The sequence below is a fragment of the Streptomyces sp. NPDC047042 genome (assembly GCF_040644035.1).
Lineage (GTDB): Bacteria > Actinomycetota > Actinomycetes > Streptomycetales > Streptomycetaceae > Streptomyces.
Genome location: NZ_JBEYVP010000011.1, coordinates 94,491 through 119,957, shown reverse-complemented (window position 1 = coordinate 119,957; position 25,467 = coordinate 94,491). Strand labels below are relative to the sequence as shown.

General features: G+C 71.0%; 26 protein-coding genes and 1 riboswitch. Of the genes, 12 read left to right on the top strand and 14 right to left on the bottom strand.

Features of this window, described 5'->3' with window-relative positions; all coding sequences use genetic code 11:
* Positions 1 to 167 precede the first annotated feature (167 nt).
* Positions 168 to 2,450 (top strand): LuxR C-terminal-related transcriptional regulator, encoded by a 2,283-nt coding sequence (locus tag ABZ855_RS14935; RefSeq protein WP_360806566.1) that lies wholly within the window; start codon positions 168 to 170, stop codon positions 2,448 to 2,450.
* Between the two features lie 60 nt (positions 2,451 to 2,510).
* On the opposite strand, the gene bioD is transcribed toward ABZ855_RS14935, so the two are convergent.
* From bioD to bioB, 3 genes are read right to left on the bottom strand one after another with little or no spacing between them, the layout of a single operon-like run.
* On the bottom strand, positions 2,511 to 3,221 hold the full coding sequence (gene bioD, locus ABZ855_RS14930) for a dethiobiotin synthase (RefSeq protein ID WP_360806563.1): 711 nt from the start codon (positions 3,219 to 3,221) through the stop codon (positions 2,511 to 2,513).
* Between the two features lie 2 nt (positions 3,222 to 3,223).
* A complete protein-coding gene (locus ABZ855_RS14925) occupies positions 3,224 to 4,513 on the bottom strand; it encodes an adenosylmethionine--8-amino-7-oxononanoate transaminase (RefSeq protein ID WP_360806561.1) in 1,290 nt (429 codons plus the stop codon).
* Positions 4,506 to 5,717, bottom strand: coding sequence for a biotin synthase BioB (gene bioB, locus ABZ855_RS14920; protein ID WP_360806558.1), 1,212 nt, complete (start codon positions 5,715 to 5,717; stop codon positions 4,506 to 4,508). The genes ABZ855_RS14925 and bioB overlap by 8 nt, the downstream gene beginning before the upstream one ends.
* Positions 5,718 to 5,872: 155 nt before the next feature.
* Between bioB and ABZ855_RS14915 the strand changes: the two genes are divergently transcribed.
* Positions 5,873 to 7,000 carry an 8-amino-7-oxononanoate synthase gene (locus ABZ855_RS14915; protein ID WP_360806555.1) on the top strand — a complete coding sequence of 376 codons (1,128 nt, stop codon included), beginning with the start codon at positions 5,873 to 5,875 and terminating at the stop codon, positions 6,998 to 7,000.
* Between the two features lie 78 nt (positions 7,001 to 7,078).
* On the opposite strand, the gene ABZ855_RS14910 is transcribed toward ABZ855_RS14915, so the two are convergent.
* Together ABZ855_RS14910 and ABZ855_RS14905 are read right to left on the bottom strand one after the other, a co-directional pair.
* A complete protein-coding gene (locus ABZ855_RS14910) occupies positions 7,079 to 7,303 on the bottom strand; it encodes a DUF397 domain-containing protein (RefSeq protein ID WP_360806552.1) in 225 nt (74 codons plus the stop codon).
* Positions 7,304 to 7,312: 9 nt separating this feature from the next.
* The gene (locus ABZ855_RS14905; RefSeq protein ID WP_360806549.1) at positions 7,313 to 8,170 is read right to left on the bottom strand and encodes a helix-turn-helix transcriptional regulator; all 858 of its coding nucleotides are present in this window, start codon (positions 8,168 to 8,170) and stop codon (positions 7,313 to 7,315) included.
* A 212-nt stretch (positions 8,171 to 8,382) separates the two neighbouring features.
* Between ABZ855_RS14905 and ABZ855_RS14900 the strand changes: the two genes are divergently transcribed.
* Positions 8,383 to 8,844, top strand: coding sequence for an ATP-binding protein (locus tag ABZ855_RS14900; RefSeq protein ID WP_360806546.1), 462 nt, complete (start codon positions 8,383 to 8,385; stop codon positions 8,842 to 8,844).
* 141 nt (positions 8,845 to 8,985) lie between these two features.
* Here ABZ855_RS14900 and ABZ855_RS14895 read toward each other — a convergent pair whose 3' ends face one another.
* The 3 genes from ABZ855_RS14895 to ABZ855_RS14885 form a co-directional block, all read right to left on the bottom strand.
* A complete protein-coding gene (locus ABZ855_RS14895; protein WP_360806543.1) occupies positions 8,986 to 9,459 on the bottom strand; it encodes a C40 family peptidase in 474 nt (157 codons plus the stop codon).
* Positions 9,460 to 9,462: 3 nt separating this feature from the next.
* Positions 9,463 to 9,642, bottom strand: a riboswitch (cyclic di-AMP (ydaO/yuaA leader).
* 384 nt (positions 9,643 to 10,026) lie between these two features.
* Positions 10,027 to 10,335, bottom strand: coding sequence for a hypothetical protein (locus ABZ855_RS14890; protein ID WP_360806540.1), 309 nt, complete (start codon positions 10,333 to 10,335; stop codon positions 10,027 to 10,029).
* 7 nt (positions 10,336 to 10,342) lie between these two features.
* A complete protein-coding gene (locus ABZ855_RS14885) occupies positions 10,343 to 10,978 on the bottom strand; it encodes an ATP-dependent Clp protease proteolytic subunit (protein ID WP_360806932.1) in 636 nt (211 codons plus the stop codon).
* Positions 10,979 to 11,155: 177 nt separating this feature from the next.
* Between ABZ855_RS14885 and ABZ855_RS14880 the strand changes: the two genes are divergently transcribed.
* Positions 11,156 to 11,431 (top strand): type II toxin-antitoxin system Phd/YefM family antitoxin, encoded by a 276-nt coding sequence (locus ABZ855_RS14880; RefSeq protein WP_319203838.1) that lies wholly within the window; start codon positions 11,156 to 11,158, stop codon positions 11,429 to 11,431.
* Positions 11,432 to 12,200: 769 nt separating this feature from the next.
* Here the strand turns inward: ABZ855_RS14880 and ABZ855_RS14875 are convergent.
* Entirely contained in the window at positions 12,201 to 13,220 is a 1,020-nt protein-coding gene (locus tag ABZ855_RS14875) for an ABC transporter permease (RefSeq protein WP_360806537.1), read from the bottom strand.
* A gap of 115 nt (positions 13,221 to 13,335) precedes the next feature.
* Between ABZ855_RS14875 and ABZ855_RS14870 the strand changes: the two genes are divergently transcribed.
* From ABZ855_RS14870 to ABZ855_RS14835, 8 genes are all read left to right on the top strand, one after another.
* Entirely contained in the window at positions 13,336 to 13,986 is a 651-nt protein-coding gene (locus tag ABZ855_RS14870) for a TetR/AcrR family transcriptional regulator (RefSeq protein WP_360806534.1), read from the top strand.
* 111 nt (positions 13,987 to 14,097) lie between these two features.
* Positions 14,098 to 14,400 carry an urease subunit gamma gene (locus ABZ855_RS14865; RefSeq protein ID WP_053744439.1) on the top strand — a complete coding sequence of 101 codons (303 nt, stop codon included), beginning with the start codon at positions 14,098 to 14,100 and terminating at the stop codon, positions 14,398 to 14,400.
* A gap of 9 nt (positions 14,401 to 14,409) precedes the next feature.
* On the top strand, positions 14,410 to 14,721 hold the full coding sequence (locus tag ABZ855_RS14860; RefSeq protein WP_055535474.1) for an urease subunit beta: 312 nt from the start codon (positions 14,410 to 14,412) through the stop codon (positions 14,719 to 14,721).
* Complete coding sequence (locus ABZ855_RS14855; protein ID WP_360806530.1) at positions 14,714 to 16,435, top strand: urease subunit alpha; 1,722 nt, start codon at positions 14,714 to 14,716, stop codon at positions 16,433 to 16,435. The genes ABZ855_RS14860 and ABZ855_RS14855 overlap by 8 nt, the downstream gene beginning before the upstream one ends.
* A gap of 13 nt (positions 16,436 to 16,448) precedes the next feature.
* Positions 16,449 to 17,114 carry an urease accessory UreF family protein gene (locus ABZ855_RS14850; protein ID WP_360806527.1) on the top strand — a complete coding sequence of 222 codons (666 nt, stop codon included), beginning with the start codon at positions 16,449 to 16,451 and terminating at the stop codon, positions 17,112 to 17,114.
* A 236-nt stretch (positions 17,115 to 17,350) separates the two neighbouring features.
* A complete protein-coding gene (gene ureG, locus ABZ855_RS14845) occupies positions 17,351 to 18,031 on the top strand; it encodes an urease accessory protein UreG (protein WP_360806524.1) in 681 nt (226 codons plus the stop codon).
* On the top strand, positions 18,028 to 18,804 hold the full coding sequence (locus tag ABZ855_RS14840; RefSeq protein WP_360806930.1) for an urease accessory protein UreD: 777 nt from the start codon (positions 18,028 to 18,030) through the stop codon (positions 18,802 to 18,804). The genes ureG and ABZ855_RS14840 overlap by 4 nt, the downstream gene beginning before the upstream one ends.
* Positions 18,805 to 19,001: 197 nt before the next feature.
* The gene (locus ABZ855_RS14835; protein WP_360806521.1) at positions 19,002 to 20,597 is read left to right on the top strand and encodes an alpha/beta hydrolase; all 1,596 of its coding nucleotides are present in this window, start codon (positions 19,002 to 19,004) and stop codon (positions 20,595 to 20,597) included.
* A 110-nt stretch (positions 20,598 to 20,707) separates the two neighbouring features.
* Here the strand turns inward: ABZ855_RS14835 and ABZ855_RS14830 are convergent, their stop codons facing one another.
* The 5 genes from ABZ855_RS14830 to ABZ855_RS14810 form a co-directional block, all read right to left on the bottom strand.
* Complete coding sequence (locus ABZ855_RS14830; protein WP_360806928.1) at positions 20,708 to 21,718, bottom strand: NAD(P)-dependent oxidoreductase; 1,011 nt, start codon at positions 21,716 to 21,718, stop codon at positions 20,708 to 20,710.
* Positions 21,719 to 21,827: 109 nt separating this feature from the next.
* A complete protein-coding gene (locus ABZ855_RS14825; RefSeq protein ID WP_360806518.1) occupies positions 21,828 to 22,577 on the bottom strand; it encodes a lysophospholipid acyltransferase family protein in 750 nt (249 codons plus the stop codon).
* Between the two features lie 99 nt (positions 22,578 to 22,676).
* Complete coding sequence (gene rocD / locus ABZ855_RS14820) at positions 22,677 to 23,915, bottom strand: ornithine--oxo-acid transaminase (RefSeq protein WP_360806515.1); 1,239 nt, start codon at positions 23,913 to 23,915, stop codon at positions 22,677 to 22,679.
* Positions 23,912 to 24,742 (bottom strand): dimethylargininase, encoded by an 831-nt coding sequence (ddaH, locus tag ABZ855_RS14815; protein ID WP_360806512.1) that lies wholly within the window; start codon positions 24,740 to 24,742, stop codon positions 23,912 to 23,914. Before ddaH ends, rocD begins: the two co-directional genes overlap by 4 nt.
* A 124-nt stretch (positions 24,743 to 24,866) precedes the next feature.
* Entirely contained in the window at positions 24,867 to 25,382 is a 516-nt protein-coding gene (locus ABZ855_RS14810; protein ID WP_319203815.1) for an Lrp/AsnC family transcriptional regulator, read from the bottom strand.
* Positions 25,383 to 25,467: the final 85 nt, after the last annotated feature.

The window sequence follows — 25,467 nt, the reverse complement described above, 5'->3', positions numbered from 1 at the left end:
GCGCGCCGCATCGGTGAAATCGCCGGTCTTTACGCACCTTGTAACTCGCCAGTAACGTGAGTGGTGTGGTGACCTCGGTGAATCCCCCGCCTCTCCCGCGTATTTCGCCACCGCAGCTCACGGACGCGTGGCAGCAGCTCGGCCCCCCACTCCCCGAAGGCGTCCGCGTGCGCGTCCTGCGCGCCGCGTACGGCGATCCGCGCGCCGCCGCCGAACTCGTACCGCGCCTCACCGAACGGCAGGCGGCGGGCCTCGACCCGCTCCCGTCGGAACCCGCCGAACTCGCCCCCGAACTGCTGCGGGCGCACCGCCGGGAGATCCGCGCCCTGCCCGACGACACCCGGCTGTTGCTCCTCCTCGCCGCCGCCGACCAGCACCCGGTACCGACCCACGCCTTTCTGCGCGCGGTCGCCGCCGGCCACCTCGACACCCGGGCCCTCGACGCCGCCGAGGCGGCCGGAATCGCCCATGCGACGGCGAACGGAGTCGTCTTCCGCGACGCGTGGACACGCGTCGCGGCCTACGAGTCCGGGTCCTCGGCGGACCGGCGCGACACCCACCGGCTGCTGGCCCGTGTCCTGCACGGCGACGGCGAGACACCCCGGCGGTCCTGGCACCGGGGCGCCGGAGCCCTGGGCCCCAGCGCACGGCTCGCCGGCGAACTCGGCGCCTCCGCGCTCGATGCGCGTGAGCTCGGCGACCACCTCCTGGCCGGCGCCCTCGCCGAACGCGCCGCCGCCCTCTCGCCCGACCCGCGAGACCGGTCCCGGCTCCTCTCCCGGGCCGCCGCCGACGCCTGGCACCGGGGTGACGGCGACCGGGCCCGCGGACTGGTGCTGGTGGCGTCCTCCTCGGACGAGAGCGCGCTGAGCGGCATGCTCGCCCTGCGCTCGGGCAACGCGACCGAGGCCTTCGACGGACTGCTGACGGCCGCGGTCCGGCACGCGAGGGCCGCGCTGGAGCAAGGGCGAACGCCTGAGCAGGGGCGCATGCCTGAGCGGGGCGGGGCGCTGAATCGTTCCGCCGGGGATCAGCGGCAGCCGGGCTCCGACCTTCCGGACGGCCCGTATCCGTACCCTTACGGCCCCCCGTACCCCCACTCGCACCCGGACTCAGAGTCGTCGCAGCGCGTCCCCAACCCCGCCCTGGACGTCGCCGTGCACCTGCTGGCACGTGCCACCGAGGCCGCCATGTACACCGGTGACCTACGCCGCTGCCGGGAGGCGGCCACCGTGTCCGCACGGCTCGGCATCATCCCGCCCGGCACCCTCGCGGGACTCGCCGCCGCTGTCGAGGGCCGGTACGAGGACGCCCGCAACCTCCTCAAGGCCGCCGCCGGGCGCTGCGGTCCCGGGGGCGACCCCACCCTGCTCATCCACTCCGGCATCGCCGCGCTGCTCCTCGGAGACCACCCCGGCGCCGCACGCGCCACCGTCCGGGCCGCCGCCTCCGCCCGCGCCCGAGGGGAGACGGTGACCGTCCCGCAGGCCATGGAGTTCCGGGCCTACGCCGACTTCTGGACCGGCCGCCCACGTGCCGCCGAGACCGCCGCGGCCGACGCCCTCTGGCAGGCGTACGCCACCGGCCAGGACAACGGCGCCTGTCATCTGCAGGCCGCCCTCGCCATGTTCGCCGCGGTGACCGGCGACGGCGAGGTCTGCCGGGACCGCGCCGAGGCCGCCCGTACCCACGCCCGCGCCCACGGCCTGGGACTGCCCGCCGCCCTCGCCCTGTGGGCGCTCGCCTTCCTCGACCTGTCCACCGGCCGCTTCGAGAGCGCCGCCGCCCGGCTGCGCGCCCTCGCCGGATTCGGCCCCGGCCACGGACACCGGGCCATCCGGCACCTGGCCACCCCGCACTACGTCGAGGCCGCCGTCCGCACCGGCGACACCCGCGTCGCCCGGGCCGCCCACGCCGACTACGACCGCTGGGCCACGGCTGTGCGCAGCTCGGACGACCTGGCGCTGAGCGCCCGCTGCCGTGCGCTGCTCGCGCCCGGCGCCGAAGCGGTCGATCACTACCGCACCGCCCTCGACCTGCACGCACACGGCACACGCGACTTCGAACGCGCCCGTACGGAGCTGCTGTTCGGCAGCGCGTTGCGCCGACTGCGGCACCGCACCGAGGCGCGGGACCGGCTGCACAGTGCGCTGGAGGCGTTCGAGACGTTCGGCGCGCCGCACTGTGCGACGCAGGCACGGGCGGAGCTTCGGGCGCTGGGGGCGCCGGTGACTGTTGTCTCGGGGCCGGTGAAGGTCGCTGCGCGGCTTACGGCGCAGCAGTTGATGGTGGCGCGGATGGTTGCCGAGGGGGCGACCAATCGGGAGATCGCTGTGCGGCTGGCTTTGAGTCCGCGGACAATTGATCATCATCTGCGGGGGGTTTTCTCGCGGTTGGGGATTCGGTCTCGGGTTGAGTTGGTGCGGTTGTTGGGGGAGGAGGGGTTGTGAGTTGTGTGTTGTGTGTTGGCTGCGGGGCGGTGGGGGCTGGTCGCGCAGTTCCCCGCGCCCCTAAAAGCGCTCGTCCAGGTTCGCTGCGTTCCATGTGCCGCCCAGTGGTGGGGCCAGCCAACTGCTTGCCAGCGTGCGGAAGTTGGGCGGGGGGAGGGTTCCTGCTCCCGCCGGTAGTGCTCCGAGTAGGGGTGCTCCGGCTACCGTCGGCAGGTCGGCCACGTTGCAACGGGAGGCCAGATCAGGCTCGTCGGGCCAGCTGCCGATGACGATGCCTCGCAAGTCGATGTTTCTGCGGGACAGTTCACGAGCCGTCAGTTCTGTCGTGTTCAGGGTGCCCAGGCCTGCCGAAGCGACGACCAGTACGGGTGCGTTCATCAACTCGGCCGCGTCCGCCAGGGTGTTGCCCTCGTCGTCGAAGCGTACGAGCAGTCCGCCGGCGCCCTCCACCAGTACCAGGTCGTACTCGGTGGCCAGTTTCGCGGCGGCCTCCGCCACCTCGGCCGGTCGCACCGGCGGGAGTGAGGCCCGGCGGGCGGCTGTCGCGGGGGCCAACGGCTCCGGGTAACGGGCGAGTTCGACCGCGTGGACCGCGCCCGCGAGCCGCGCGACCTCGGCGGCGTCACCGGGCTCGTCCGGCCCTACTCCCGTCTGCGCGGGTTTGAGCACGGCCACCGTGCGGCCCGCCGCGAGTGCCGTGGCGGCGACGGCGGCCGTCGTGACCGTCTTGCCGACCTCCGTGCCCGTCCCCGTGATCACCAGGATCGGCATGTTCATCCCTCCTCGGCTGCCGCGCACACCGCGCGCGCGATCCGGGCCACGTCCGCGTCGCCGGTGACGTACGGCGGCATGGTGTACACGAGGTCGCGGAACGGCCGTAGCCACACGCCCTCGCGCACCGCCGCCGCCGTGGCCGCCGCCATGTCCACCTTGTGGTCGAGCTGCACCACCCCGATCGCGCCCAGCACACGTACGTCCCGGACTCCGGGGAGGTCCGAAGCGCCGGCGAGTCCGTCGCGCAGTCCGGCCTCGAGCCTCTTGACCTCCGCCTGCCAGTCCTGGTCGAGCAGCAGGCCGATCGAGGCGCAGGCGACGGCCGCCGCCAGCGGGTTGCCCATGAAGGTCGGGCCGTGGGCGAGCACCGGGACCTCGCCGCGCGAGATGCCGTCGGCCACCCGTGCCGTGCACAGCGTCGCCGCCATCGTCAGATAGCCGCCGGTCAGCGCCTTGCCCACGCACATCACATCCGGGGTCACCGCCGCGTGCTCCGCCGCGAACAGGGTTCCCGTGCGGCCGAACCCGGTCGCGATCTCGTCGAACACGAGCAGCACACCGTACGCGTCGCACGCCTCGCGCAGCACCCGCAGATACGCGGGGGAGTGGAACCGCATCCCGCCCGCGCCCTGCACCACCGGTTCGACGATCACGGCGGCCAGTTCGTCGGCGTGCCGCTCGATCGTCGAGCGCAGCTGGTCGGCGTACGACTCGTCGTACTCCGTGGGTGGCGCATCCGCGAAGACCTGGCGGGGCAGGACGCCCTGCCACAGCTCGTGCATGCCGCCCTCGGGGTCGCACACGGACATCGGCTGCCAGGTGTCGCCGTGGTAGCCGCCGCGCCAGGTCAGCAGACGCTGCTTCGCCGGGCGGCCCACCGAACGCCAGTACTGCAGACACATCTTGACCGCGACCTCGACCGACACCGAACCCGAGTCGGCGAGGAAGACATGCTCGAGTCCATCAGGCGACAAGTCGACAAGGAGCTTCGCCAGTCGTACGGCGGGCTCGTGGGTGAGCCCGCCGAACATGACATGGCTCATCCGCGAGAGCTGCTCGCGCGCCGCCTCATTGAGCACCGGGTGGTTGTAGCCGTGGATCGCCGACCACCAGGACGACATCCCGTCTACCAGCTCGCCCGAGCCGCCCGCCATGCGGAGCCGCACACCGCTCGCCGACTCCACGACGAGCGGTTCGACCCGGCCCGGCATGGGCCCGTACGGATGCCAGACGTGCCGCCGGTCCAGGTCGAGCAGCTGGGACAGAGGCAGATCGGCCAGGTCAGGCATTGGGCGCGAGGTCCGTTCCGGCACCTCGACGGCGTACGGTGACCAGGTCCGTACGGGGCTCGCTCACCGTCGGCGTAGCGGGAGCGGCCGTACCGCAGACACCGCCGCCCTCGTGCGAGCCGCACCCGCCGCCCGTGGATTCGCCGGAACCGCACCCAGCACCCGTCGATTCGTGGGACCCGCATCCGCCGCGCGCCGCCGCCCGGTGTTCGGGCAGGGTCACCTGGTCGGCGCCCTCCACCTCGAAACCGGCGTCGGCGATCATGTCGAGGTCGGCCTTGCCCGCCTGGCCCTCGGTGGTGAGGTAGTCGCCGAGGAAGATCGAGTTGGCCAGGTGCAGCGCGAGCGGCTGCATCGAGCGCAGATGGACCTCACGGCCGCCCGCGATGCGTACCTCCGCGTCCGGGCACACGAACCGGACCATCGCCAGGATGCGCAGACAGCGCTGTGGGGTGAGGTTCCACTCCTTGGCCAGCGGGGTGCCCTCGACCGGGATGAGGAAGTTGACAGGAACCGAGTCCGGGTCGAGGTCACGGAGGGAGAAGACGACGTCGACGAGGTCGGCGTCGCTCTCGCCCATGCCCGCGATCAGGCCCGAGCAGGCGGACAGCCCGGCCGCGTGCGCCTTCTGGACCGTGTCGACCCGGTCCTCGTAGGTGTGCGTGGTGGTGATGTCGCCGTACGTCGCCTCGGACGTGTTCAGGTTGTGGTTGTAGGCGTCCGCCCCGGCCTCGCGCAGCCGCTCCGCCTGGCCGTCGGAGAGCAGACCGAGGCACGCGCACACCTCGACGCCCTCGTTCTGGTCCTTGATCGCCTTGATGGTGCCGGCGACCCGGTCCACGTCACGGTCCGTCGGGCCGCGCCCGGACGCCACCAGACAGACCCGCTTGGCGCCGCCGGCCAGCCCGGCCGCCGCGGCCTTCGAGGCCTCGTCGGGCTTGAGCCAGGTGTACTTCAGGATGCCCGTGGTCGAGCCGAGGCGCTGCGAACAGTAGGAGCAGTCCTCCGGGCACAGGCCCGACTTCAGGTTCACCAGGTAGTTGAGCTTCACCCGCCGCCCGAACCAGTGCCGGCGCACCTTCCCGGCGGCGGCCACCACATCCAGGAGATCGTCGTCGGAGGTGGCCAGTACGGCCAGCGCCTCTTCACGGGTCGGCAACTCGCGCCGCAGCCCCTTGTCCACCAGCGTCGTCAGCAGGTCCATGGGAGCCGATCCTGACGTATCCGACGGGCCGAGCGAAAGGAGGGATTGGTACAACAGAGGTGCTTCGACGTGTGGGTATTGCCACATCATGGGTGGCAGAGCGTGCGGTTAGGGTCTGTTGACTGCCTACAAACACGTCGCTGCGCGGAGGACTCATGGCGTTCGGCTGGATCGACGAGCAGGCCGAGGCGCGCCGCCGCGCCGGACTCGTACGGACCCTGCGTCCGCGCCCCGCCGACTCGCCGCTCCTCGACCTCGCCAGCAACGACTACCTGGGCCTGGCCCGGCACCCCGAGGTCACCGAGGGCGCGGCCCGGGCCGCCCGGCGCTGGGGCGGCGGTGCCACCGGCTCGCGGCTCGTCACCGGCAGTACGGAACTGCACGCGGAACTCGAACGCGAACTGGCCGACTTCTGCGGATTCGAGGCCGCGCTGGTCTTCTCCTCCGGATACGCGGCCAACCTCGCCGCGGTCACCGCGCTCGCACCGCACGGCTCCCTCGTCGTCTCGGACGCGGGCAACCACGCCTCGCTCATCGACGGCTGCCGCCTGGCCCGGGGCACGACCCAGGTCGTCGGCCACGCCGACCCGGAGGCTTTCCGCAAGGCGCTCGGCACCCACAGCGGGCCCGCCGTCGCCGTGTCCGACACGGTCTTCTCGGTCGACGGGGACGCGGCACCGCTGGCCGAACTCGCCGCCGCCTGCCGGGAGTTCGGCGCGGGAATGGTGGTCGACGACGCGCACGGGCTGGGAGTCCTGGGCGAGGGCGGGCAGGGGTCGGCGTTCGCGGCCGGGCTGGCGGGCGCGCCGGACGTCGTCGTGACGGTCACCCTGTCCAAGTCGCTCGGCAGCCAGGGGGGCGCCGTGCTGGGCCCCGCTCGGGTGATCGAGCACCTCGTCAACGCGGCCCGTACGTTCATCTTCGACACCGGCCTCGCCCCGGCCGCGGCGGGCGCCGCCCTCGCGGCCCTCACCCTGCTGCGCCGCGAGCCCGAACGGGCCGCACGCGCGCGTGCGGTGGCGCGTGAGCTGCACACCAGGCTGACCGCGCAGGGACTGTCGGCGGTACGGCCGGACGCGGCGGTCGTCTCCGTGCGCGCGCCCTCCCCGGAGGGGGCCGTGCGATGGGCGGCCGACTGCCGGGCCGCCGGTGTGGGCGTGGGCTGCTTCCGTCCGCCGTCCGTGCCCGACGGGGTGTCCCGGCTGCGGCTGACCGCCCGCGCGGACCTGGCCGAGGAACAGATCGCACGGGCGGTACAGGTGATCGGCGAGAACCGACCGTAGACGCGTAGATCCACAGGGTCGTTGATCAGTGACACGCGACCATGAGTCGGCGAACCGCGGCCGTGCGTCCTTGGGCGATCACCTCAGCGTGGTGAGGAAGCCCTCCCAGCTCTCGGGGGAGAAGAGCAGGACGGGCCCCGCCACGTTCTTGGAGTCGCGTACGGCGAGCCGACCTGCCCGGACTCCGGTGTCCGGACGGGCCGTCTCCACACAGTTGTTCGCGCCGGTGCTGTAGCTGCTGCGCAGCCATTGGACACCGGGTTGTTCGACGACGGACGGTACGTTTCGAGGCATTGCGGACATGGTGCCTCCTTACCCGCCGTGATTCAGACCGGCGATGAAATCCAACGAATCCTCGGGCGAAAGGGCGTGGATCTGAAGGGTGTTGAAGGCCTCGCTGTAGGCCCGGAGGTCTTCTTTCCGTTCGAGGTAGAGGCTACTCATCATCTGGTCGAGAACAACCACATCCAAGTCAGAAGTGCTCGGAAAAGAGAAGATAACGAAAGGGCCGGTGATGCCGATGTACGCCCCCGCGGTGAACGGCAGGATCTGCAACCGCACTTGGGGCAGTCTGGCCGCTTCCATGAGGCGCTCCAGCTGACGTGTCATCACCTCCGGACCGCCCACTTCTCGGCGCAGCACCGCCTCGTCGAGGACCGCGCTCAGCGCCAGCGGCGGATCCGAACGCAGTACGTCCTGCCGGGCCAGCCGCACCTCGACCAGTGCGTCGAGCCGGGTCTCCTCCACGCCGTCCACGGCGGCCCGGGTCATCGCGCGCGCGTACTCCGGGGTCTGCAGCAGCCCCGGCACCACCGAGGTCTCCAGCGTGCGCATCGTGCTGGCCTGCGACTCCAGGCTGATGAAGTCCCGGTAGGTGGGCGGCAGTACGCCCCGGTAGGCATGCCACCAGTGGTGCCGGCCGCCGTCCTCGCCGCCCGCCAGCACGAGCATCAGCTCACGCGACTCGCCCTCCGGAACCCGGTACGCGTCCAGGAGTAACCGTACGTCCGCCGGTTTCACCCCGCTCGCGCCGGTCTCGATGCGGCTCACCTTCGACTGGTGCCAGCCCACCAGACGCGCCGCCTCACCGCTTGTGAGGCCGGCCCTGGAGCGCAGTGCGCGCAGTTCGTCACCCAGCTTTCGGCGGCGCACCGCGGGACCGTACTGCATGGGCCACTCCTTACTCCTTATGAGCCGCGCAAATACGCTCTGGGGTCGCAGAGTTCACCGCTTCGAGCGACAGATATATGCATATCTTGGTGGATCGCACCCCGTGACCGGCGCGGGAATGGCAGTCTGGCGCGAAGCACCAGTCCGGGACCGTACTCGAACCAGCCGCTCCGTGTCGGGCTCCGGTTCCGTGGGAAAGGGACGACCTCGCCATGGCAGACCATCTGGAAGCATCCGTCACTCTGCCGAGCGATCCCGCCTCGGTCTCCGCCGCCCGCGCGTATGTGGCCGATGTGCTGGCGGAATGGGGCCTGCGGGGTGACACCGAAGCCGCCGACACCATCCGTCTGATCGTCTCGGAACTCGCCACCAACGCCGTACAGCACACCTTCGGGTTGTCACCCACCTTCACGGTGGACATCGCCCTCGACCGTGACGAGAACCTGCGCATCGGCGTCACGGACAGTCACCCGCGCTTCCCCAAGCGGCTGCCCGCCGCGGTTCAGCAGGACAACGGCCGCGGAATGGTCATCATCCGCTGGCTGACCGCGGAGGCTGGCGGCAGACTGCGCGTGCGGCCCACCCGCGAGGGCGGAAAGACGGTGTCGATCGAACTCCCCTGGGCGGCTCCCGTCAGGCCCCCGGTGACGGCGTCGGGCCAGCAGGAGCCGTAACGGTTCGGCGGCTGTCCGCGCAGGGTTCTCGGCGCGCCGCTGTCGCTGTCGCTGTCGCCGGGAAACGGCAGCGGGGCGGGAGCGGCGGGTCCAGGCCAGGCCGCCGCTCCCGCCCCGGGCAGGGCAGATGGTCAGGTCAGGTCAGCTGACCCGGCCGTACCAGACGCTCGTCGTCCAGATCTTCTGGAGCTTCACGACGTCCCCGGTCTTCGGGGAGTGCCAGATCTTTCCCTTCCCGGCGTAGATGCCCACGTGGTACACGTTCTTGCCCGAGTGGAAGAAGACCAGGTCCCCGCTCTTGCGGCTCTTGGCGGAGATGTGCTTGGTCTTGTTGTACTGGGCGGCCGCCGTACGCGGCAGGGACTTGCCCGCCTTCTTGAACGAATACTGCGTGAGACCGGAGCAGTCGAACTTCTTCGGTCCCGCGGCCCCGTACTTGTACGGGGAGCCCTTCTTGGAGGCCGCGATCTGAAGTGCCTTCGTCTGTGGTGTGACCGCCGCGGCGTCCGTGTTGACGCCTGGGAGCACCAGACCGCCGCCCACAGCGGCGAGTGTGAGAGCCGAGACCGTACCGGCCCGGGTCATCATCGACGGGACACGATTGAGCGCAGACATGCGCAACCCTTCGTCAGCCGCCTGTGAAGGATGACCTGTCGGATTCGGGCTGGCGAAGTTGCCCGGCCGCTGACGCGGCTTCACCCCAAGGGCTGCTCGGCCCGGTCATGGCGTGACCGTTCCGGCGACCCGTCGTGCTTGGGTCCTCCACTCCTGCCGATGCACATCTGTCGACCGGTCATCCGGGCGGCGGCAGGACTCGGCGTCCGCCCGGATCGCCCCGCCGCTTGTGGCGGGGGCTTGTCGTCAGGAAGGGATCTTGGCTCATGGAAGTGGGAAAATCCCAATGGAATCGGGGCTTTGTGGCGTTACTCACCGCTGACCCGTTCGGGTGGACACCCGTACCCTCGCACGACTTTCGACGGGGTCGCGCACCCTCGGACCAGGGCTGAAACGTCTCGATTCCGCATGTGGACCGGGCGTGTCGCGCAACCCGACCGGTCCTTTCGAAGGACCCGCGTCTACTCCGAACGGGGGATGGCATTCGGCCGCGTCCCGGCCCGTTTTGGACAAGCGCGTCACCGGGGCGCCTGAGCGCGCCCGGCACGGGCCGGCAGACCGGATGCGTCAACTGGCGGGCTCACGCGGAACGATGACACGCGCCGTGCGGCGCTCCCCGTCCAGGACGCGCAGCGCACGCGCCAGCGTATCCGCGTGCACCTCCGCCTCGCCCCGCTGATGCATCAACTCCAGCGCGTCCCGCAGGGCCACCGCCTTGGCGACCAGCGCCTGCGCGGCCCGCAGTCCGCGGTACGTGTCCCCGTGATACGCCGGGTTGATACGGCCGAGCAGATCGGCCACTTCGAGGTAACGGTCGATCAACTCGCCCTCCGCGTGCGTCAGAGCGGGCAGCGGAGGCAGTTCGGGCGGAAGCATCGGCGGCTCACCTCGTGCCGGGGGCGGGGTCCGAGGACCTGCGGCTGGGCACGATCCGGTCCACCAGCCCGTATTCCAGGGCGCCCTGGGCATCCAGGATCTTGTCCCGCTCGATGTCCGCGGCGACCTGCTCCGGGCTCCGGCCGGTGTGCCGTACGAGCAGTTCTTCCAGCAGGTTACGGACCCGGCCCAACTCCTGGGCCTGGATGGCGAGATCGCTCACCTGGCCCTGGATCGGCTCGGACAGCGAGGGCTGGTGGATCATCACCCGGGCCCCCGGCAGCGCGCTGCGCTTGCCCGGCGTGCCGGCGGCCAGCAGTACGGCCGCGGCGGAGGCCGCCTGGCCCAGACAGATCGTCTCCACGTCGCAGGTGACGAACCGCATCGTGTCGTAGATCGCCGTCATCGCGCTGAACGAGCCGCCGGGGGAGTTGATGTACAGCGAGATGTCCCGTTCGGGCGCCAGATATTCGAGATGCATCAGCTGTGCCATCACGTCGTTCGCCGAGATGTCGTCGACCGGGGTCCCGAGAAAGACGATCCGCTCCTCGAGGAGCTTCGAGTACGGATCCATCGTCCGGGACCCGGAACTGGTGCGTTCGGTGAACTCGGGCAGGACATGGCGGGCCGACGGGACGTCGATGTCGTTCATGGCGGTACGCCTCCTCAATGGCTTCCGTAGAAAATGTACAGGACGTACAGAGTGCGGCGCGAGGGTCGCGAGACGTGCTCGCTGACGGCGAAACCTCGCGGAGTGGCGGGCTTCACGGGGTTCGTCCGCTCTGCGGGGGCCGCGAGAGGCGGGTCTAAGCTGGAACACATGGCCTACGAGATTCCGGTGACGCAAGCCAGGGCTGAACTCGCCGACCTGATCAACAAGGTGGTGTACGGCGGTGAGCGCGTCGTCGTGACGCGGCACGGCAAGCCCCTGGTCGCCCTGGTCTCCGCGGCCGACCTGGAACGCCTCGACGAGCTCGACGCGGCGGAGGAGCAGGTCATCAGCGCGGTCTCCAGCGTCCGGGAGGTCGCCACCGCACCGGTCGAACGGCAACGGTTCGGCATCGCGGCGGAACACCAGCGCCCCGGGGCGCGCTGAGCGAGGGCGCCGCCGAGGGGCGGCGGCGGGGAGCGCGAAAGGGCGCAGGGCGCCCTGTCCGCCGTAGCGGTGGGAGGGCGGTTCGGTCGGTTGCGCGAGGGCCGGTTTCCGTTCGACGGCGGTAGCCAAACCCCGCCCGTGGTTCCCGTCCTCCGTACGCCTCTTGAGCACGCGGTAGAGCGGCGGCGGTTCGGAGCGCGAAAGGGTGCTGGGCGCCTGTCCGGCGTGGCGGAATCCGGGTGGTTCGGTCGGTTCGCGAGGGTCGGCTGCTATTCGACGGGGGCAGGCCACCCGCCTGCGGTTCGCGTCCTCCGGACGCCTCTTGCGCACGCCATCGAGCAGGACACACCGCCCAGGCCCCGGTGTCGCCCACGGGACGTCCGGGAGGTCGCCGCCGCGCCGGTCGGCGGCAGCGGTTCGGTATCGCGGCGGAGCGCCAGCGGTCCGGAACGCGCTGAGCAGCGGGTGTTGCCGACGGGCGGCGGCGCGGAGCGCGAGCGACTAGGTGCGGGGTGGCTTGTCTGCGGTAGCGGGATCCGGTCGGTTCGTTGGGTTTCGCGACGGCCGGTCTCCGTTCGGCGGCGGTAGCCGACCCGCCCGTGGGTTCGGTCCTTCGTACGCCCCCGGGTCCCGGTGCTGCTCAGCAGCGTCTGGGCGGTCACCGCCGTGTAGGCGAGCGGCGGTGGTTCCGTATCGTGGCGGAGACCTGCGAGAACCGGGTGCCCTGGCCGTGTGGCTGGGGCACCCGGGGTGGGGGAGGTCGGTTCGGTCAGATTGACAGGGCCGGTTCGCGTTCGGCGGCGGCCGGTGCCGGCTCCGTGTTGCCGTCCTCCGTGCGGCGCTTGAGCGCGTTGCCCAGTAGGACCGCGCCCAGGCCCAGCGTCGCCCACCAGGTCAGGGTCAGGGCGGGGCCCAGGGCCGCCGCGCCGTCGAAGAACGACACCGAGCGGAGCAGGGAGGCGCCGGCGCCCGGGGGCAGCCACTGGCCGATCGTGCCGACCGGGTCGGGCAGCAGCTGCGGGGCGCTGGACGCTCCGGAGAACGGGTTGCCGAGCAGGATGACGGTCAGGCCGCCGAGGCCGATGCCCGCGGTGCCGAGGAGGGCGGCCAGGCCGGCGACCGCAGAGCTCGCGGCCAGCGTTGTCAGGGCCAGTGAGGCGGCCTCGGCCCACCAGTCACCGGTGAGCACGCCGAGCCAGCTGTGCGCGACCGCCGCGGCGACGACCCCGACCAGCGCGGCGGCGGCGACCAGCGTGCCGACCGCACGCAGCCCGCGTACCCCGAGCAGGGTGACCACCGCGCCGGCGGCCACGCCGGCCAGCGCCAGCGGCAGCACGCTCGCGCCGAACGCGCCGCCCCGCGGATCGTTCGCGGCGGCCGGAACGACGTCCACGGTCCTGACCTGGGCGCCGGATTCACCGGTCGCCGCCTGCTGCAGGAGCTGGGCGACGACCGGGCTCGCGGCCGACGCGGTGAGCAGTTCCGGACCCTGCGCGGTGACGACGACGGCGCCGTATACGGTCCGGTTCTCGATGGCTTCCCGGGCGGCGGCCTCGTCGGCGTACCGGTGGATCTCGAAGGCGCCCTCGTGGGCGGACAGCTGCCGCTCCACCTGGGTGACCGCGGTGGCCGGGCCCGCCACGCCGAGCGGCAGGTCGCGGGGCGCGGTGCGGGAGGCGGGCCATGCGAAGGCCCAGAGGGCCAGCGCGACCAGGACGGGGGCCAGGACGACTACGGCGATCATGTGGCGGCGGTGCGCCTGGGGCGACGCCGCGGACGTGGTGGGCATGGGTTCCCTCGAATCGACTGAGTAAAAAGAAGGATCGTTCGTTTTTGGTTCGTCACCACCGTCCTGCGCTCGGCCGCTCTTGTCAAGAAGGAATGTTCGTTTTAGTTTGTGCGGCATGGCCCGCGTATCCCAGGAACACCTCGACGCCCGACGCCGTCAGATCCTCGACGGGGCGGCCCTCTGCTTCGCCCGCAACGGCTTCCACGCCACCTCGATGCAGGACGTGCTCAAGGAGGTCGATCTCTCCGCCGGGGCCGTCTACCGCTACTTCAGCGGCAAGGAGGAGCTGATCGCCGCCATCGTCACCGAGGTGCTCCAGGAGGTCGGCAACGCCTTCGAGACGGCGGGCGAGCAGAACCCGCCCCCACCGCCGGACGTGATCGTGGGCGAGGTGATGGGCAGGATGATGGGCCTGCGCCCGGGGCTGACGCACGAGGGGGCAGCCATCTACCCCCGGCTGATCGTCCAGGTGTGGGGCGAGACGCTGCGCGATCCCGAGCTGTCGAAGGTGCTCAACTCGGGCTACGCGAAGATTCGCGAGCCGTGGGTGCTGCTCGTCGAGCGCTATCAGGAAGCCGGGATGATGCGCGCCGACGTATCCGCCGAGAGCGTCGCACGGACCATGATCGCTGCGGCTCAGGGCTTCGTCGCGCAGATGGCCCTCTTCGGCGCCGCGCCGGTGGAAGTGCTTCAGGACGGTTTGCGCGGTCTGATGAGCATGGGCGCGCCCGTTCGGAGCGACGAGAGTGGAGCGCAGGCCGGTTAACGTCCTTGAAACTCCGGCCAACTAGCGTGCCCATCTCGCCACCAGCGGTTTTGGTGGCACCGGGCCACCGGACCCCGCACGGTCCGGAGCGAGAATGTGAGGTGGGAAGCCGTGCAACTGACCCCGCACGAGCAGGAGAGGCTGCTGATCCATGTGGCGGCGGACGTGGCCGAGAAGCGCCGGGCCCGGGGGCTCAGGCTGAACCATCCCGAGGCGGTCGCGCTGATCACCTCGCACATCCTCGAGGGTGCCCGTGACGGCCGTACGGTCGCCGAGCTGATGTCCTCCGGGCGCACGCTCCTGACCAGGGAGGACGTCATGGAGGGCATCCCCGAGATGATCCACGACGTACAGGTCGAGGCGACCTTCCCGGACGGCACCAAGCTCGTCACCGTCCACGATCCGATCGTCTGAGGGGCTGTAGTGATTCCCGGAGAGATCCTGTTCGCCGACGGACCCGTTGTGTACAACGAGGGCCGCGAGGTCACGTCGATGACCGTGCTGAACGCCGCCGACCGGCCCGTCCAGGTCGGCTCCCACTACCACTTCGCCGAGGCCAACCCCGGCCTGGAGTTCGACCGCGCGGCAGCGCGCGGCAAGCGGCTCAACATCGCCGCCGGCACCGCCGTACGCTTCGAACCCGGGATCCCCGTCGACGTAGAACTCGTTCCGCTCACCGGCGCGCGCATCGTGCCCGGACTGCGCGGGGAGACCGGAGGTGCCCTCGATGCCTGAGATCTCGCGTGCCGCGTACGCCGACCTGTTCGGCCCAACCACCGGCGACCGTATCCGGCTCGCCGACACCGACCTGCTGATCGAGATCGAGGAGGACCGCAGCGGCGGCCCCGGTCTCGCCGGTGACGAGGCGGTGTTCGGCGGTGGCAAGGTCATCCGCGAATCCATGGGCCAGGCTCGCGCTACGCGCGCAGACGGCACCCCGGACACGGTCATCACGGGCGCCGTGATCGTCGACCACTGGGGGATCGTCAAGGCCGACATCGGCATCCGCGACGGCCGGATCACCGGCATCGGCAAGGCGGGCAACCCCGACACCATGGACGGGATCCACCCCGACCTGGTCATCGGCCCCGAGACCGAGATCATCGCCGGCAACGGGCGGATCGTGACGGCGGGCGCCATCGACGCGCACGTCCATCTGATCTGCCCGCAGATCGCCGACGAGGCGCTGGCGTCGGGCATCACGACACTCGTGGGTGGCGGTACCGGGCCGGCCGAGGGTTCGAAGGCCACGACGGTGACGCCCGGCCCCTGGCACCTGGCCCGGATGCTCGAGGCGATGGAGCAGTACCCCCTCAACTTCGGCCTGCTCGGCAAGGGCAACACCGTCTCGCACGACGCGATGCTCTCCCAGATCCGCGGCGGCGCCCTCGGCCTGAAGATCCACGAGGACTGGGGCTCGACCCCGGCCGCCATCGACGCGGCCCTCACCGTCGCCGACCGCACCGGCATCCAGGTCGCCATCCACACGGACACCCTCAACGAGGCCGGATTCGTGGCCGACACGCTCGCGGCCATCGCGGGCCGGGGCATCCACGCCTACCACACCGAGGGTGCGGGCGGCGGACACGCGCCGGACATCATGTCCGTGGTCTCCGAGCCGCACGTCCTGCCCAGCTCGACCAACCCCACGCGGCCGTACACCGTCAACACCGCCGAGGAACACCTCGACATGCTGATGGTCTGCCACCACCTGAACGCGGCGGTGCCGGAGGACCTGGCGTTCGCCGAGTCACGCATCCGGCCCTCGACGATCGGGGCGGAGGACATCCTGCACGACCTGGGCGCGATCTCCATCATCTCCTCCGACGCCCAGGCCATGGGCCGGGTCGGCGAGGTCATCATGCGGACCTGGCAGACCGCCCATGTGATGAAGCGGCGCCGGGGCGCTCTCCCGGGCGACGGCAGCGCCGACAACCATCGCGTACGTCGCTATGTCGCCAAGTACACGATCAACCCGGCCCTCGCGCAAGGCCTCGCGCGGGAGATCGGCTCCGTGGAGACGGGCAAGCTCGCCGACCTGGTCCTCTGGGAGCCCGCGTTCTTCGGCGTGAAGCCGCATCTCGTCATCAAGGGTGGCCAGATCGCGTACGCGCAGATGGGCGACGCCAACGCCTCGATCCCGACCCCGCAGCCGATCCTGCCCCGCCCCATGTTCGGCGCGATCGGCCGCGCGCCGGCCTCCAACTCCTTCAACTTCGTTGCGCAGTTGGCGATCGAGGACGGTTTGCCGGAACGGCTCCAGCTCGGCAAGCGGTTCGTCGCGATCGAGTCCACCCGCGCGGTGACCAAGGCCGACATGCGGGAGAACGACGCGCGTCCGGACGTACGGATCAACCCCGACAGCTTCGCCGTGCACATCGACGGGGAACTGGTCGAGGCCACCCCGGCCGCCGAACTGCCCATGGCCCAGCGGTACTTCCTCTTCTGATGGGCGGGGCGTGATGAGCAGGGCAGCACTGCTCGTCCTGGCCGACGGCCGCTTCCCCGCCGGAGGGCACGCGCACTCCGGCGGGGCCGAGGCCGCGGTCAAGGCGGGCCGAATCACCGGGGCCGCGAGCCTGGAGGAGTTCTGCCGGGGGCGGTTGCACACGACGGGGCTGGTGTCGGCCGCGCTCGCCGCAGCCGCTGCCGCCGGGACCGATCCGGTGGCCCTCGACGCCGCCGCGGACGCGCGGACACCGTCCCCCGCGTTGCGCGTCGCCGCGCGCAGGCTGGGGCGGCAGTTGATGCGGGCGGCACGGACGACCTGGCCGTCCGCCGAACTCGACGCGCTGGCCCGGGAGTTCCCCAAGGGCGCGCATCAGCCGGTGGTGCTGGGGCTCGCTGCGCGGGCGGCGGGGCTGGGGGCGGAGGACGCGGCGTACTGCTCGGTGTACGAGTGTGTCAGCGGGCCCGCGACGGCGGTGGTGCGGTTGCTGAGCCTTGATCCGTTCGATGCGACGGGGGTGTTGGCTCGGTTGGCGCCGGAGTTGGACCGGGTGGTGGATCGGGCGGTGGAGGTGGCGGCGGTGGGGGAGGTGGACGCGTTGCCTGCGGCTTCGGCGCCGATGTTGGAGGTGGGGGCGGAGGGGCATGCGGGGTGGGCGGTGCGGTTGTTCGCGTCGTAGTGAGATCCGCCCCCGCCGCCCTTACCCGTCCCATCCTCGGGGGCGCTGCCCCCGAACCCCCGCTCCTCAAACGCCGGAGGGGCTAACTACTAGCCCGTCCGGCGTTTGAGGACGAGGCCGTTCAGGCCGTAGCGGGGGTCTGGGGGCGCAGCCCCCAGGGATGGGACGGGTAGGGGCGGCGGGGGCGAGGAAAAAGCCAGTAAGCAGAACCAGGACCAGAAGCGGAGCCGTATTCCATGCACCTCGACCACTCCCACCCCCAGGCCGGCGCAGCCGTCAGCGCGGATGCCCGTCGGCCCGACGGCACCCGCCGAGCGCTCCGCATCGGCCTCGGCGGCCCCGTAGGCTCCGGCAAGACCGCCACTGTCGCCGCCCTCTGCCGCGCCCTGCGCGAAACCCTCTCCCTCGCGGTCGTCACCAACGACATCTACACCCGCGAGGACGCCGACTTCCTGCTGCGCGAGGCCGTGCTGCCGCCCGAGCGGATCACCGCCGTGGAGACGGGCGCCTGCCCGCACACCGCGATCCGCGACGACATCTCCGCCAACCTCGAAGCCGTCGAGGACCTCGAGGACGAGGTCGGGCCCCTCGACATCGTGCTCGTCGAGTCCGGCGGCGACAACCTCACCGCCACCTTCTCCAAGGGACTCGTGGACGCGCAGATCTTCGTCATCGACGTCGCCGGCGGTGACGACATCCCGCGCAAGGGCGGCCCCGGCGTCACCACCGCGGACCTCCTCGTCGTCAACAAGACCGACCTCGCCCCGTACGTCGGCTCCGACCTCGGCCGGATGGCCGCCGACGCGAAGGCGGCGCGCGGGGACATGCCCGTCGTGTTCCAGTCGCTGCGCAGCGAGGCCGGTGTCACGGACGTCGCCCTCTGGGTCCGGGCGCAGCTCACGGCGTGGACGGCATGACCGTCGGCGTACGGGCCACCGCACGGATCGTCGCCCGCGCCGACGGCCGGGGCGGCACCGCCCTGCCGGTGCTCGACGGCGACGGACCGCTTGCGCTGCGCCGTATCCGCGCGCACGGCGACGAGGCCCGCGTCATGCTGGTCGGCGCCATGAGCGGGCCGCTGGGTGGCGACCACCTCGCCGTCGAGGCGGAGGTGGGGGAGGGCGCCCGACTGCACCTCGCGTCGGCCGCGGCCACCATCGCACTGCCGGGCCAGGCGAAGGGCGAGGCCCGTTACGACGTACGGATCAAGGTCGCCGACGGGGGTGAACTGCGGTGGCTGCCCGAGCAGTTGATCTGCGCCCAGGGCAGCGAGCTGTATGTCGGCACGCGGGTCGATCTCGCGTCCGGGGCCCGGTTCGTGTTCCGGGAGGAGCAGGTGCTCGGTCGTTCCGGTGAGGAACCCGGACGGCTCGGCAGCCGTCTCATGGTGCGGGTCGGGGGGCGGGTCGTCCTCGACCAGGAGCTGGCCTGCGGACCCGGGGCGCCGGGCGGCTGGGACGGTCCGGCCGTACTGGCGGGGCATCGCGCGATCGGTCAACTCGTCGTCGTACGACCGGAGTTCGTGGACGAGCCGGTCGCGGCTCGGATGTTGGGCGAGAGCGCCGTGCTCGTACCGCTCGCCGGCCCCGCCGCGCTGGTGACCGCGCTCGCGCCGGACGCGCTGCGGCTGCGCCGGGTGCTGGACGAGGGGCTCGCGGCCCTGGAGCCGTCCCCGTCCGGCGGTAGCTGATCGACCGGGGGCCTGTGCCGCCCCGGTCGATCACGGCAAATCCACACACCGCACCGAATGTCCGCTGAGCGAAACCGACTTCACCGTTTATCGGAATGGTAAAGAACGACGTCCACCCCCTGTTCACAGGTCCCGCACAGCCGCGAGGATCGGTCCCCGTCACCGACCGACAACAACCACGTACGGGGAGGCCCCACTTGAGAGGCACGCAGGCGACGAAGAGAGCCGCGGCGCTCGGTTCCGCCGGAGCACTGGTCACGGCGACCCTGATAGCCGGCGCCGTCGCGGCGCCCTCGGCCAGCGCGGACGCCCGCCACGGCCAGGACCGGGAGACGCGCGGCGCGGCGATCGCCGCCGCACGAGCCGCGAAGGCCGGCATCGACTGGCAGGACTGCGCGGCCGACTGGGGCCTGGAGAAGCCGATCCAGTGCGGCTGGGTCATGGTGCCGCTCGACTACGCGAGGCCGTACGGCAAGCAGATCAAGCTCGCCGTCGACCGCATCGGCAACACGGGGACCAAGGAGGAGCGGCAGGGCGCCCTCGTCTACAACCCGGGCGGTCCCGGCGGCTCCGGGCTGCGCTTCCCGCGCCGGGTCACCACGAAGAACCCGCTGTGGACCAATGTCTCGAAGGCCTATGACTTCGTGGGCTTCGACCCGCGTGGAGTCGGCCACTCGGCGCCCATCTCCTGCGTCGATCCGCAGGAGTTCGTGAAGGCGCCCAAGCCCGACCCGGTGCCGGACTCGGAGGCGGACAAGCGCGCCCAGCGCAAGTCGGCCCGCGAGTACGCCGAGGGCTGCTACGAGCGCAGCGGCGAGATGCTGCCGTACATGACCACCCCGAACACCGTGCGCGACCTGGACGTGATCCGTGCCGCGCTGGGGGAGAAGAAGCTCAACTTCCTCGGTGTGTCGTACGGGACGTACATCGCGGCCGTCTACGGGACGCTCTACCCGGGGCACGTCCGCCGCATGATCGCGGACAGTGTGGTCAACCCGTCGCGCGAGAAGATCTGGTACGAGGCCAACCTCGATCAGGACGTCGCCTTCGAGATGCGCTGGAACGACTGGCAGGACTGGGTCGCGAAGAACGACGCCGTCTTCCACCTGGGCACCACTAGGGCCCAAGTGCAGGCGAAGTGGCTGGAGTTGAGGGCCACCGCGAAGAAGAACCCGATCGGTGGGCTTGTCGGACCGGCCGAGCTGATCGGCTTCTTCCAGGGCGCCCCCTACTACGACTCGTCGTGGATCCCGGTCGCCACCGTGTTCAGCAAGTACTTCGCGGGCGACACCCAGGCGCTCGTCGACGCGGCGGCCCCCGACCTCACGGACACCGCGGGCAACGCGTCCTCCGAGAACGGCAACGCCGTCTACACGGCCGTCGAGTGCACCGACGCCAAGTGGCCCACCAGCTGGAAGAAGTGGGACCGCGACAACACCCGGCTGCACAAGAACTACCCGTTCCTGACCTGGGCCAACGCCTGGATGAACCTGCCGTGCGCGACCTGGCCGGTCAAGCAGCAGACCCCGGTGAACGTGAAGTCCGGCAAGGGCCTGCCGCCCGTGCTGATCGTGCAGTCCCAGCGTGACGCGGCCACTCCGTACGAGGGTGGCGTCGAACTGCACAAGCGCTTCAAGAACTCGCGTCTGATCACCGAGAAGGACGCGGGCTCCCACGGTGTGACCGGTCTGGTCAACCCGTGCATCAACGAGCGGGTGGACACCTATCTGCTCACCGGCAAGGTGGACACGGCGGACGTGACCTGCACCCCGCACGCCACCCCGAAGCCGTAGCGGTAGCGGTAGCGGTAAAGCCGACGGCAGTAAGTAGTCCCTGACAGTCAGTCGTACGAGGTGTGTGGGGCGGCCGGGAATCCTCCGGCCGCCCCACACCCGTCCCGTCGTCACACCGACCAGGCGTCCTCCGCCGCGTAGTCGAAGAGATCGCCGTACGTCTCGTACATCTTGGCGTACGCCTCCCGCCAGTCCCGCCCGGCCAGGCGCCCCTCGATCCAGGCGACGGTCTCCGGCAGGCTCTGGGCGTACGTGACGACGGGCCGGTAGCCCAACTCCCGTTCGGCGGCGGACATGTCGAACACCACGGGCACCGGGACCGACCACGGGGTGTTGCCCACGGTCGGAGCCGGCGGCGGACCGTCCACCAGTACGTTCTCCGCCTCGACCCCCATCACGGCGTCGATGGCCCCCGCGATCTCCGCCACCGTCGGCGCCTCGGGATCGACGGCGTTCAGGGCCCGGGCGCCCGGCCGCGCGGCGGCCAGCCGGATCAGCTCGGCGATGTTGTGGACGCTCGCCGTGTGGAAGCGGCTCTCGCCGCCGTACGGAAGGACGCGCCGGCGCCGGCCGTCCAGGTTGCGCTTGACGAAGTACAGCTCCCGCGGGCTACGGCAGTACGGCCCGTGGATGGCTCCCGCCCGCAGCAGCGTGGTCGGCAACTGGTCTGCCACGGCGAGGAGTTCGTGTTCGAGGCCCGCCTTCCGGGTGCTGTAGGAGTCCTCGCCCGGCTGGACGGTGCGCTGCTCCTCGAGGACGGGCACCGGGTACTCGGGGAAGCCGTCGGGCTCCTCCTGTGTGTCGAAGTTGCGTCCCTTGTCGTCCTCGTACACGGACACACTGGAGATCACCACCGCCGACCCGACCCGCCCGGCGAGACCCGTCAACTGCCGTGCGTGCTCGGGCCCGAACGCCACCATGTCCACGAGGACGTCGCAGCCGTCGCCCACCACCGCCGCGAGTGCCGCGTCGTCGGCCCGGTCGGCGGCCGCGACCCGCACCTCGTCGGGCCAGTTGTCGTCCCGGCCTCCGCCGCGCGAGACGGCGGTCACCTCCCATCCGTCGCGGGCCAGTGCCCGCACGGCCACCCGCCCGATCTGCCCGGTCGCTCCGATCACCACAGCTCGTCTCATGGAGCGACCGTAACCGCTGTGATCGCCGGGTCCGGCGAAGATTAGCTGCCAGCAGACATGGGCTGAGGTGGGACAGCGCCGGACGGCACCGGAGGCCTCAACTGAGCGGCATACGCGGGAACTTGCGCCCCCGCTGCTCCTTCTCGGCCTTCTTCTCGGCGGCCTTCTGCGCGGCCTCCTCCTGCTTGACGACGGCCGCGTACTGGTCGACGTACTCCTGCTCGGAGAGGGAGAGGATGGCGTACATGATCTCGTCGGTGATGGCCCGCAGAATCGCCTTCTCGTTCTCCATCCCCTCGTAGCGGGAGAAGTCGAGGGGCTTGCCGAAGCGGATCCCCACCGGATGGATGTTCGGGATGACCTTGCCGGGCGGCTGCGCCTCGAAGGTGCCGATCATCGCGCACGGAATGACGGGCACCTTGGCCTTGAGCGCCATCACGGCGACCCCGACCTTGCCCTTGTAGAGCCGCCCGTCGTGCGACCGGGTGCCCTCCGGATAGATACCGAGCAGCTCGTCCTTGCTCAGCACCCCGAGCCCTTCCCGGATGGCCGCCTGCCCCGCCTCCTTGCCGGACCGGTCCACCGGGATCTGGCCGGCGCTGCGGAAGAAGAACGCGGTCAGCCGCCCCTTGAGCCCCGGGCCCGTGAAGTACTCGGCCTTCGCCAGGAAGGTGATGCGCCGCTTGAGGATCGCGGGCATCAGGAAGTGGTCCGAGAACGACAGATGGTTTCCGGCGACGATGGCGGCGCCCGACGACGGTACGTGTTCGAGCCCCTCGATCCGCGGCCGGAAGACAAGTCTCAGCAGCGGACCGAGCAACACGTACTTGAGCACGTAATAGAACACTCCGGCGCTCCTCTGTTCCCCTGGAGGCGATCAGTGTAGGCGCGGCCGTCGTCGGACGTCACCCTTCAGGTGTCACGCTCTGTCGTCACTTGGCCGGGATCAGGCTCCCTGGGCCAGCACCTTCTCCAGAACTCCGAGAGCCGTCCTCAGTTCCTCCGCGCCGATCGTCAGCGGCGGCGCCAGCCGAATCGTCGATCCGTGGGTGTCCTTGACCAGGATCCCCTCCCGCATCAGCCGCTCACTGATCTCCCGTCCGGTGCCGATGGCCGGGTCGATGTCGACCCCCGCCCACAGCCCCCGCGACCGGAATCCGACGACGCCCCTGCCGACCAGCCCGGTCAGGCCGTCGCGCAGCACGACCCCCGACTCGGCCGCCCGGCGCTGGAACTCGCCGGTCTCCAGCAGTTCGACCACCGCCTGGCCGACCGCCGCCGCCAGCGGGTTGCCGCCGAACGTCGAGCCGTGCTCACCCGGCCGCAGCACCCCGAGGACCTCCCGGCGCGCGACCACCGCCGACACCGGCACGATGCCGCCGCCCAGCGCCTTGCCGAGGAGCACCATGTCCGGGACGACGCCCTCGTGGTCGACGGCCAGGGTGCGGCCGGTGCGGCCCAGGCCCGACTGGATCTCGTCGGCGATGAACAGACAGCCCGCGCGGCGCGTCAGTTCGCGTACGCCGGTCAGATAGCCGTCGTCCGGGATCAGGACGCCCGCCTCGCCCTGGATGGGCTCCAGGAGGACCGCCGCCGTCGTCTCGTCGATCGCCTCCTCCAGGGCCGCCAGGTCGTTGTAGGGCACGATCCGGAAGCCCGGCGTGAACGGGCCGAAGCCGGCCCTCGCCGTCTCGTCCGTCGAGAAGCTGACGATCGTCGTCGTACGGCCGTGGAAGTTGTCCGCCGCCACCACGATCGTCGCCCGGTCGGCGGGCACGCTCTTCACGTCGTACGCCCATTTGCGGGCCACCTTGACGGCGCTCTCGACCGCCTCCGCGCCGGTGTTCATCGGCAGGACCATGTCCTGGCCCGTCAACTCGGCCAGGGAGGCGGCGAACTGGGCCAGCCGGTCGTTGTGGAAGGCGCGGGAGGTCAGGGTGAGGCGGTCCAGCTGGCGGTGGGCCGCCTCGATCAGCGCCGGGTGGCGGTGGCCGAAGTTGAGGGCCGAGTAGCCGGCCAGCATGTCCAGGTAGCGGCGGCCCTCGACGTCCTCGACCCAGGCGCCCTCGGCGCGGGCCACGACCACGGGCAGCGGGTGGTAGTTGTGCGCGAGGACCGGCTCCTCGGCGCGGATCAGGTCCGCGGAGGAGCGCGCTCCCGCGCCCGTGCTCGTCAGTGCGGTCATGAGCGGATCTCCTGAGTGCAGCACTTGATGCCGCCGCCGGCCTTGCGGAACTCCGACAGGTCGACGGGGACGGGAAGGTAGCCGTGGCGCGTCAGTTCGGCGGCGAGAGCCGTGGCGCCCGGGTCGATGAAGACGTGGTGACCGTCCGAGACCGAGTTCAGACCGAAGGTGAGCGCGTCCTCGCGGGTCGCGACGACCGCGTCCGGGTACAGCCGCGCCAGCACCTCACGGCTGCCCGGCGAGAAGGCCTCCGGGTAGTACGCGATGTTTCCCTCGCGGCCCCCGTGGCCGTCGTCGAGGACGAACAGCGCCGTGTCCAGGTGGTAGAAGTACGGGTCCGTCAGCTTCAGGCCGATCACCGGGACGCCGAAGTGCTCCTGCACCTCGTGATGGGCCGCACGGGTCGTACGGAAGCCCGTGCCCGCGAGAATCCAGCGGCCGGCCGGGACCAGGTCGCCCTCGCCCTCGCACACCGACTCGGGGCGGTACACGTCGAAGCCCGCCGACTTGAACCACGTCTCGTACGCGGTCGACTCGGGGCGGCGCTCGGGGGCGTGGAAGGAGGAGCCGAACACGCGGCCGGCGACGACGACCGCCGAGTTCGCGGCGAACACCATGTCGGGCAGGCCGGGGACCGGCTCCACGGTGTCCACGGTGTGGCCGTGGGCGCGGTAGGCGCTGATCAGCGAGCGCCACTGCTCCTGGGCCAGATCGATGTCGACCCTGGTGCCGGGGTTCATCCAGGGGTTGATCGCGTACTGCACGGCGAAATGTCTGGGTTCACAGACGAGAAAGCGCCGGGGGCGCGGCACACGGCTGTCGGGCACAGAGGGGTTCCTCCGCTTCCTGCGATGTTCCAAGTGGGATGACACCACGGTAGGAACTGAGCCCGACGCCCGACAAGCGACAACGATTGCGTGTCCGCGCAGGAATCCTGCGTCTTTGACGCCATCAACGCAGGTCTGATGCGCCGTCCGAAGTGTTGTTCGGAGCAGGATGGGTAGCGCCCGCCTCCGGGCTTTCCGGGAGGAGGTGGGACAGCACCATGTAGCTGATCGTCTTCCGGATGAACGGCTCCGTACGGATGCGCTCCAGCACGTTCTCGAAGTGCTCCACATCCGTCGCCCGCACATGCAGCAGCGCGTCCGCACCGCCCGTCACCGTCATCGCCGCCGTGATCTCCGGATGGTTGCGCACCACCTCCGCCAGCCGCCGCGGCGGCGCCGCGCCCTCGCAGTACACCTCCACGTAGGCCTCCGTGCTCCAGCCGAGCGCCGAGGGTTCCACCGTCGCCGTGAACCCGGTGATCACACCCGCCTCCCGCAGCCGGTCCACCCTCCGCTTCACCGCGGTGGCCGACAACCCGACCGCCGCACCGATCTCGGCGAAGCTCGTACGGGCGTTCGCCATCAGGGTGGTGATGATCTTCCGGTCAACTCCGTCGAAAGGCGCCGGCCTGCTGTTCATCCGGGCACTGTATCCAGCGACGGCGATCCGACGACGAGGAACACAGCGCCGGGCGGCGGCCCGCACGCCCGGCACATGTCCACAC

Coding starts and splice junctions, on each gene's coding strand:
- ABZ855_RS14925 (WP_360806561.1), bottom strand. CDS start 4,513: ATGCCTGACCTGGCCGATCTGCCTCTGTCCCAGCTGCTCGACCTGGAC.
- rocD (WP_360806515.1), bottom strand. CDS start 23,915: ATGACCGCACTGACGAGCACGGGCGCGGGAGCGCGCTCCTCCGCGGAC.
- ABZ855_RS14895 (WP_360806543.1), bottom strand. CDS start 9,459: ATGTCTGCGCTCAATCGTGTCCCGTCGATGATGACCCGGGCCGGTACG.
- bioD (WP_360806563.1), bottom strand. CDS start 3,221: ATGCCGATCCTGGTGATCACGGGGACGGGCACGGAGGTCGGCAAGACG.
- ABZ855_RS14915 (WP_360806555.1), top strand. CDS start 5,873: ATGGCGTTCGGCTGGATCGACGAGCAGGCCGAGGCGCGCCGCCGCGCC.
- ABZ855_RS14870 (WP_360806534.1), top strand. CDS start 13,336: ATGGCCCGCGTATCCCAGGAACACCTCGACGCCCGACGCCGTCAGATC.
- bioB (WP_360806558.1), bottom strand. CDS start 5,717: ATGGACCTGCTGACGACGCTGGTGGACAAGGGGCTGCGGCGCGAGTTG.
- ureG (WP_360806524.1), top strand. CDS start 17,351: ATGCACCTCGACCACTCCCACCCCCAGGCCGGCGCAGCCGTCAGCGCG.
- ABZ855_RS14900 (WP_360806546.1), top strand. CDS start 8,383: ATGGCAGACCATCTGGAAGCATCCGTCACTCTGCCGAGCGATCCCGCC.
- ABZ855_RS14810 (WP_319203815.1), bottom strand. CDS start 25,382: ATGAACAGCAGGCCGGCGCCTTTCGACGGAGTTGACCGGAAGATCATC.
- ABZ855_RS14880 (WP_319203838.1), top strand. CDS start 11,156: ATGGCCTACGAGATTCCGGTGACGCAAGCCAGGGCTGAACTCGCCGAC.
- ABZ855_RS14850 (WP_360806527.1), top strand. CDS start 16,449: ATGAGCAGGGCAGCACTGCTCGTCCTGGCCGACGGCCGCTTCCCCGCC.
- ABZ855_RS14855 (WP_360806530.1), top strand. CDS start 14,714: ATGCCTGAGATCTCGCGTGCCGCGTACGCCGACCTGTTCGGCCCAACC.
- ABZ855_RS14875 (WP_360806537.1), bottom strand. CDS start 13,220: ATGCCCACCACGTCCGCGGCGTCGCCCCAGGCGCACCGCCGCCACATG.
- ABZ855_RS14840 (WP_360806930.1), top strand. CDS start 18,028: ATGACCGTCGGCGTACGGGCCACCGCACGGATCGTCGCCCGCGCCGAC.
- ABZ855_RS14910 (WP_360806552.1), bottom strand. CDS start 7,303: ATGTCCGCAATGCCTCGAAACGTACCGTCCGTCGTCGAACAACCCGGT.
- ABZ855_RS14905 (WP_360806549.1), bottom strand. CDS start 8,170: ATGCAGTACGGTCCCGCGGTGCGCCGCCGAAAGCTGGGTGACGAACTG.
- ABZ855_RS14890 (WP_360806540.1), bottom strand. CDS start 10,335: ATGCTTCCGCCCGAACTGCCTCCGCTGCCCGCTCTGACGCACGCGGAG.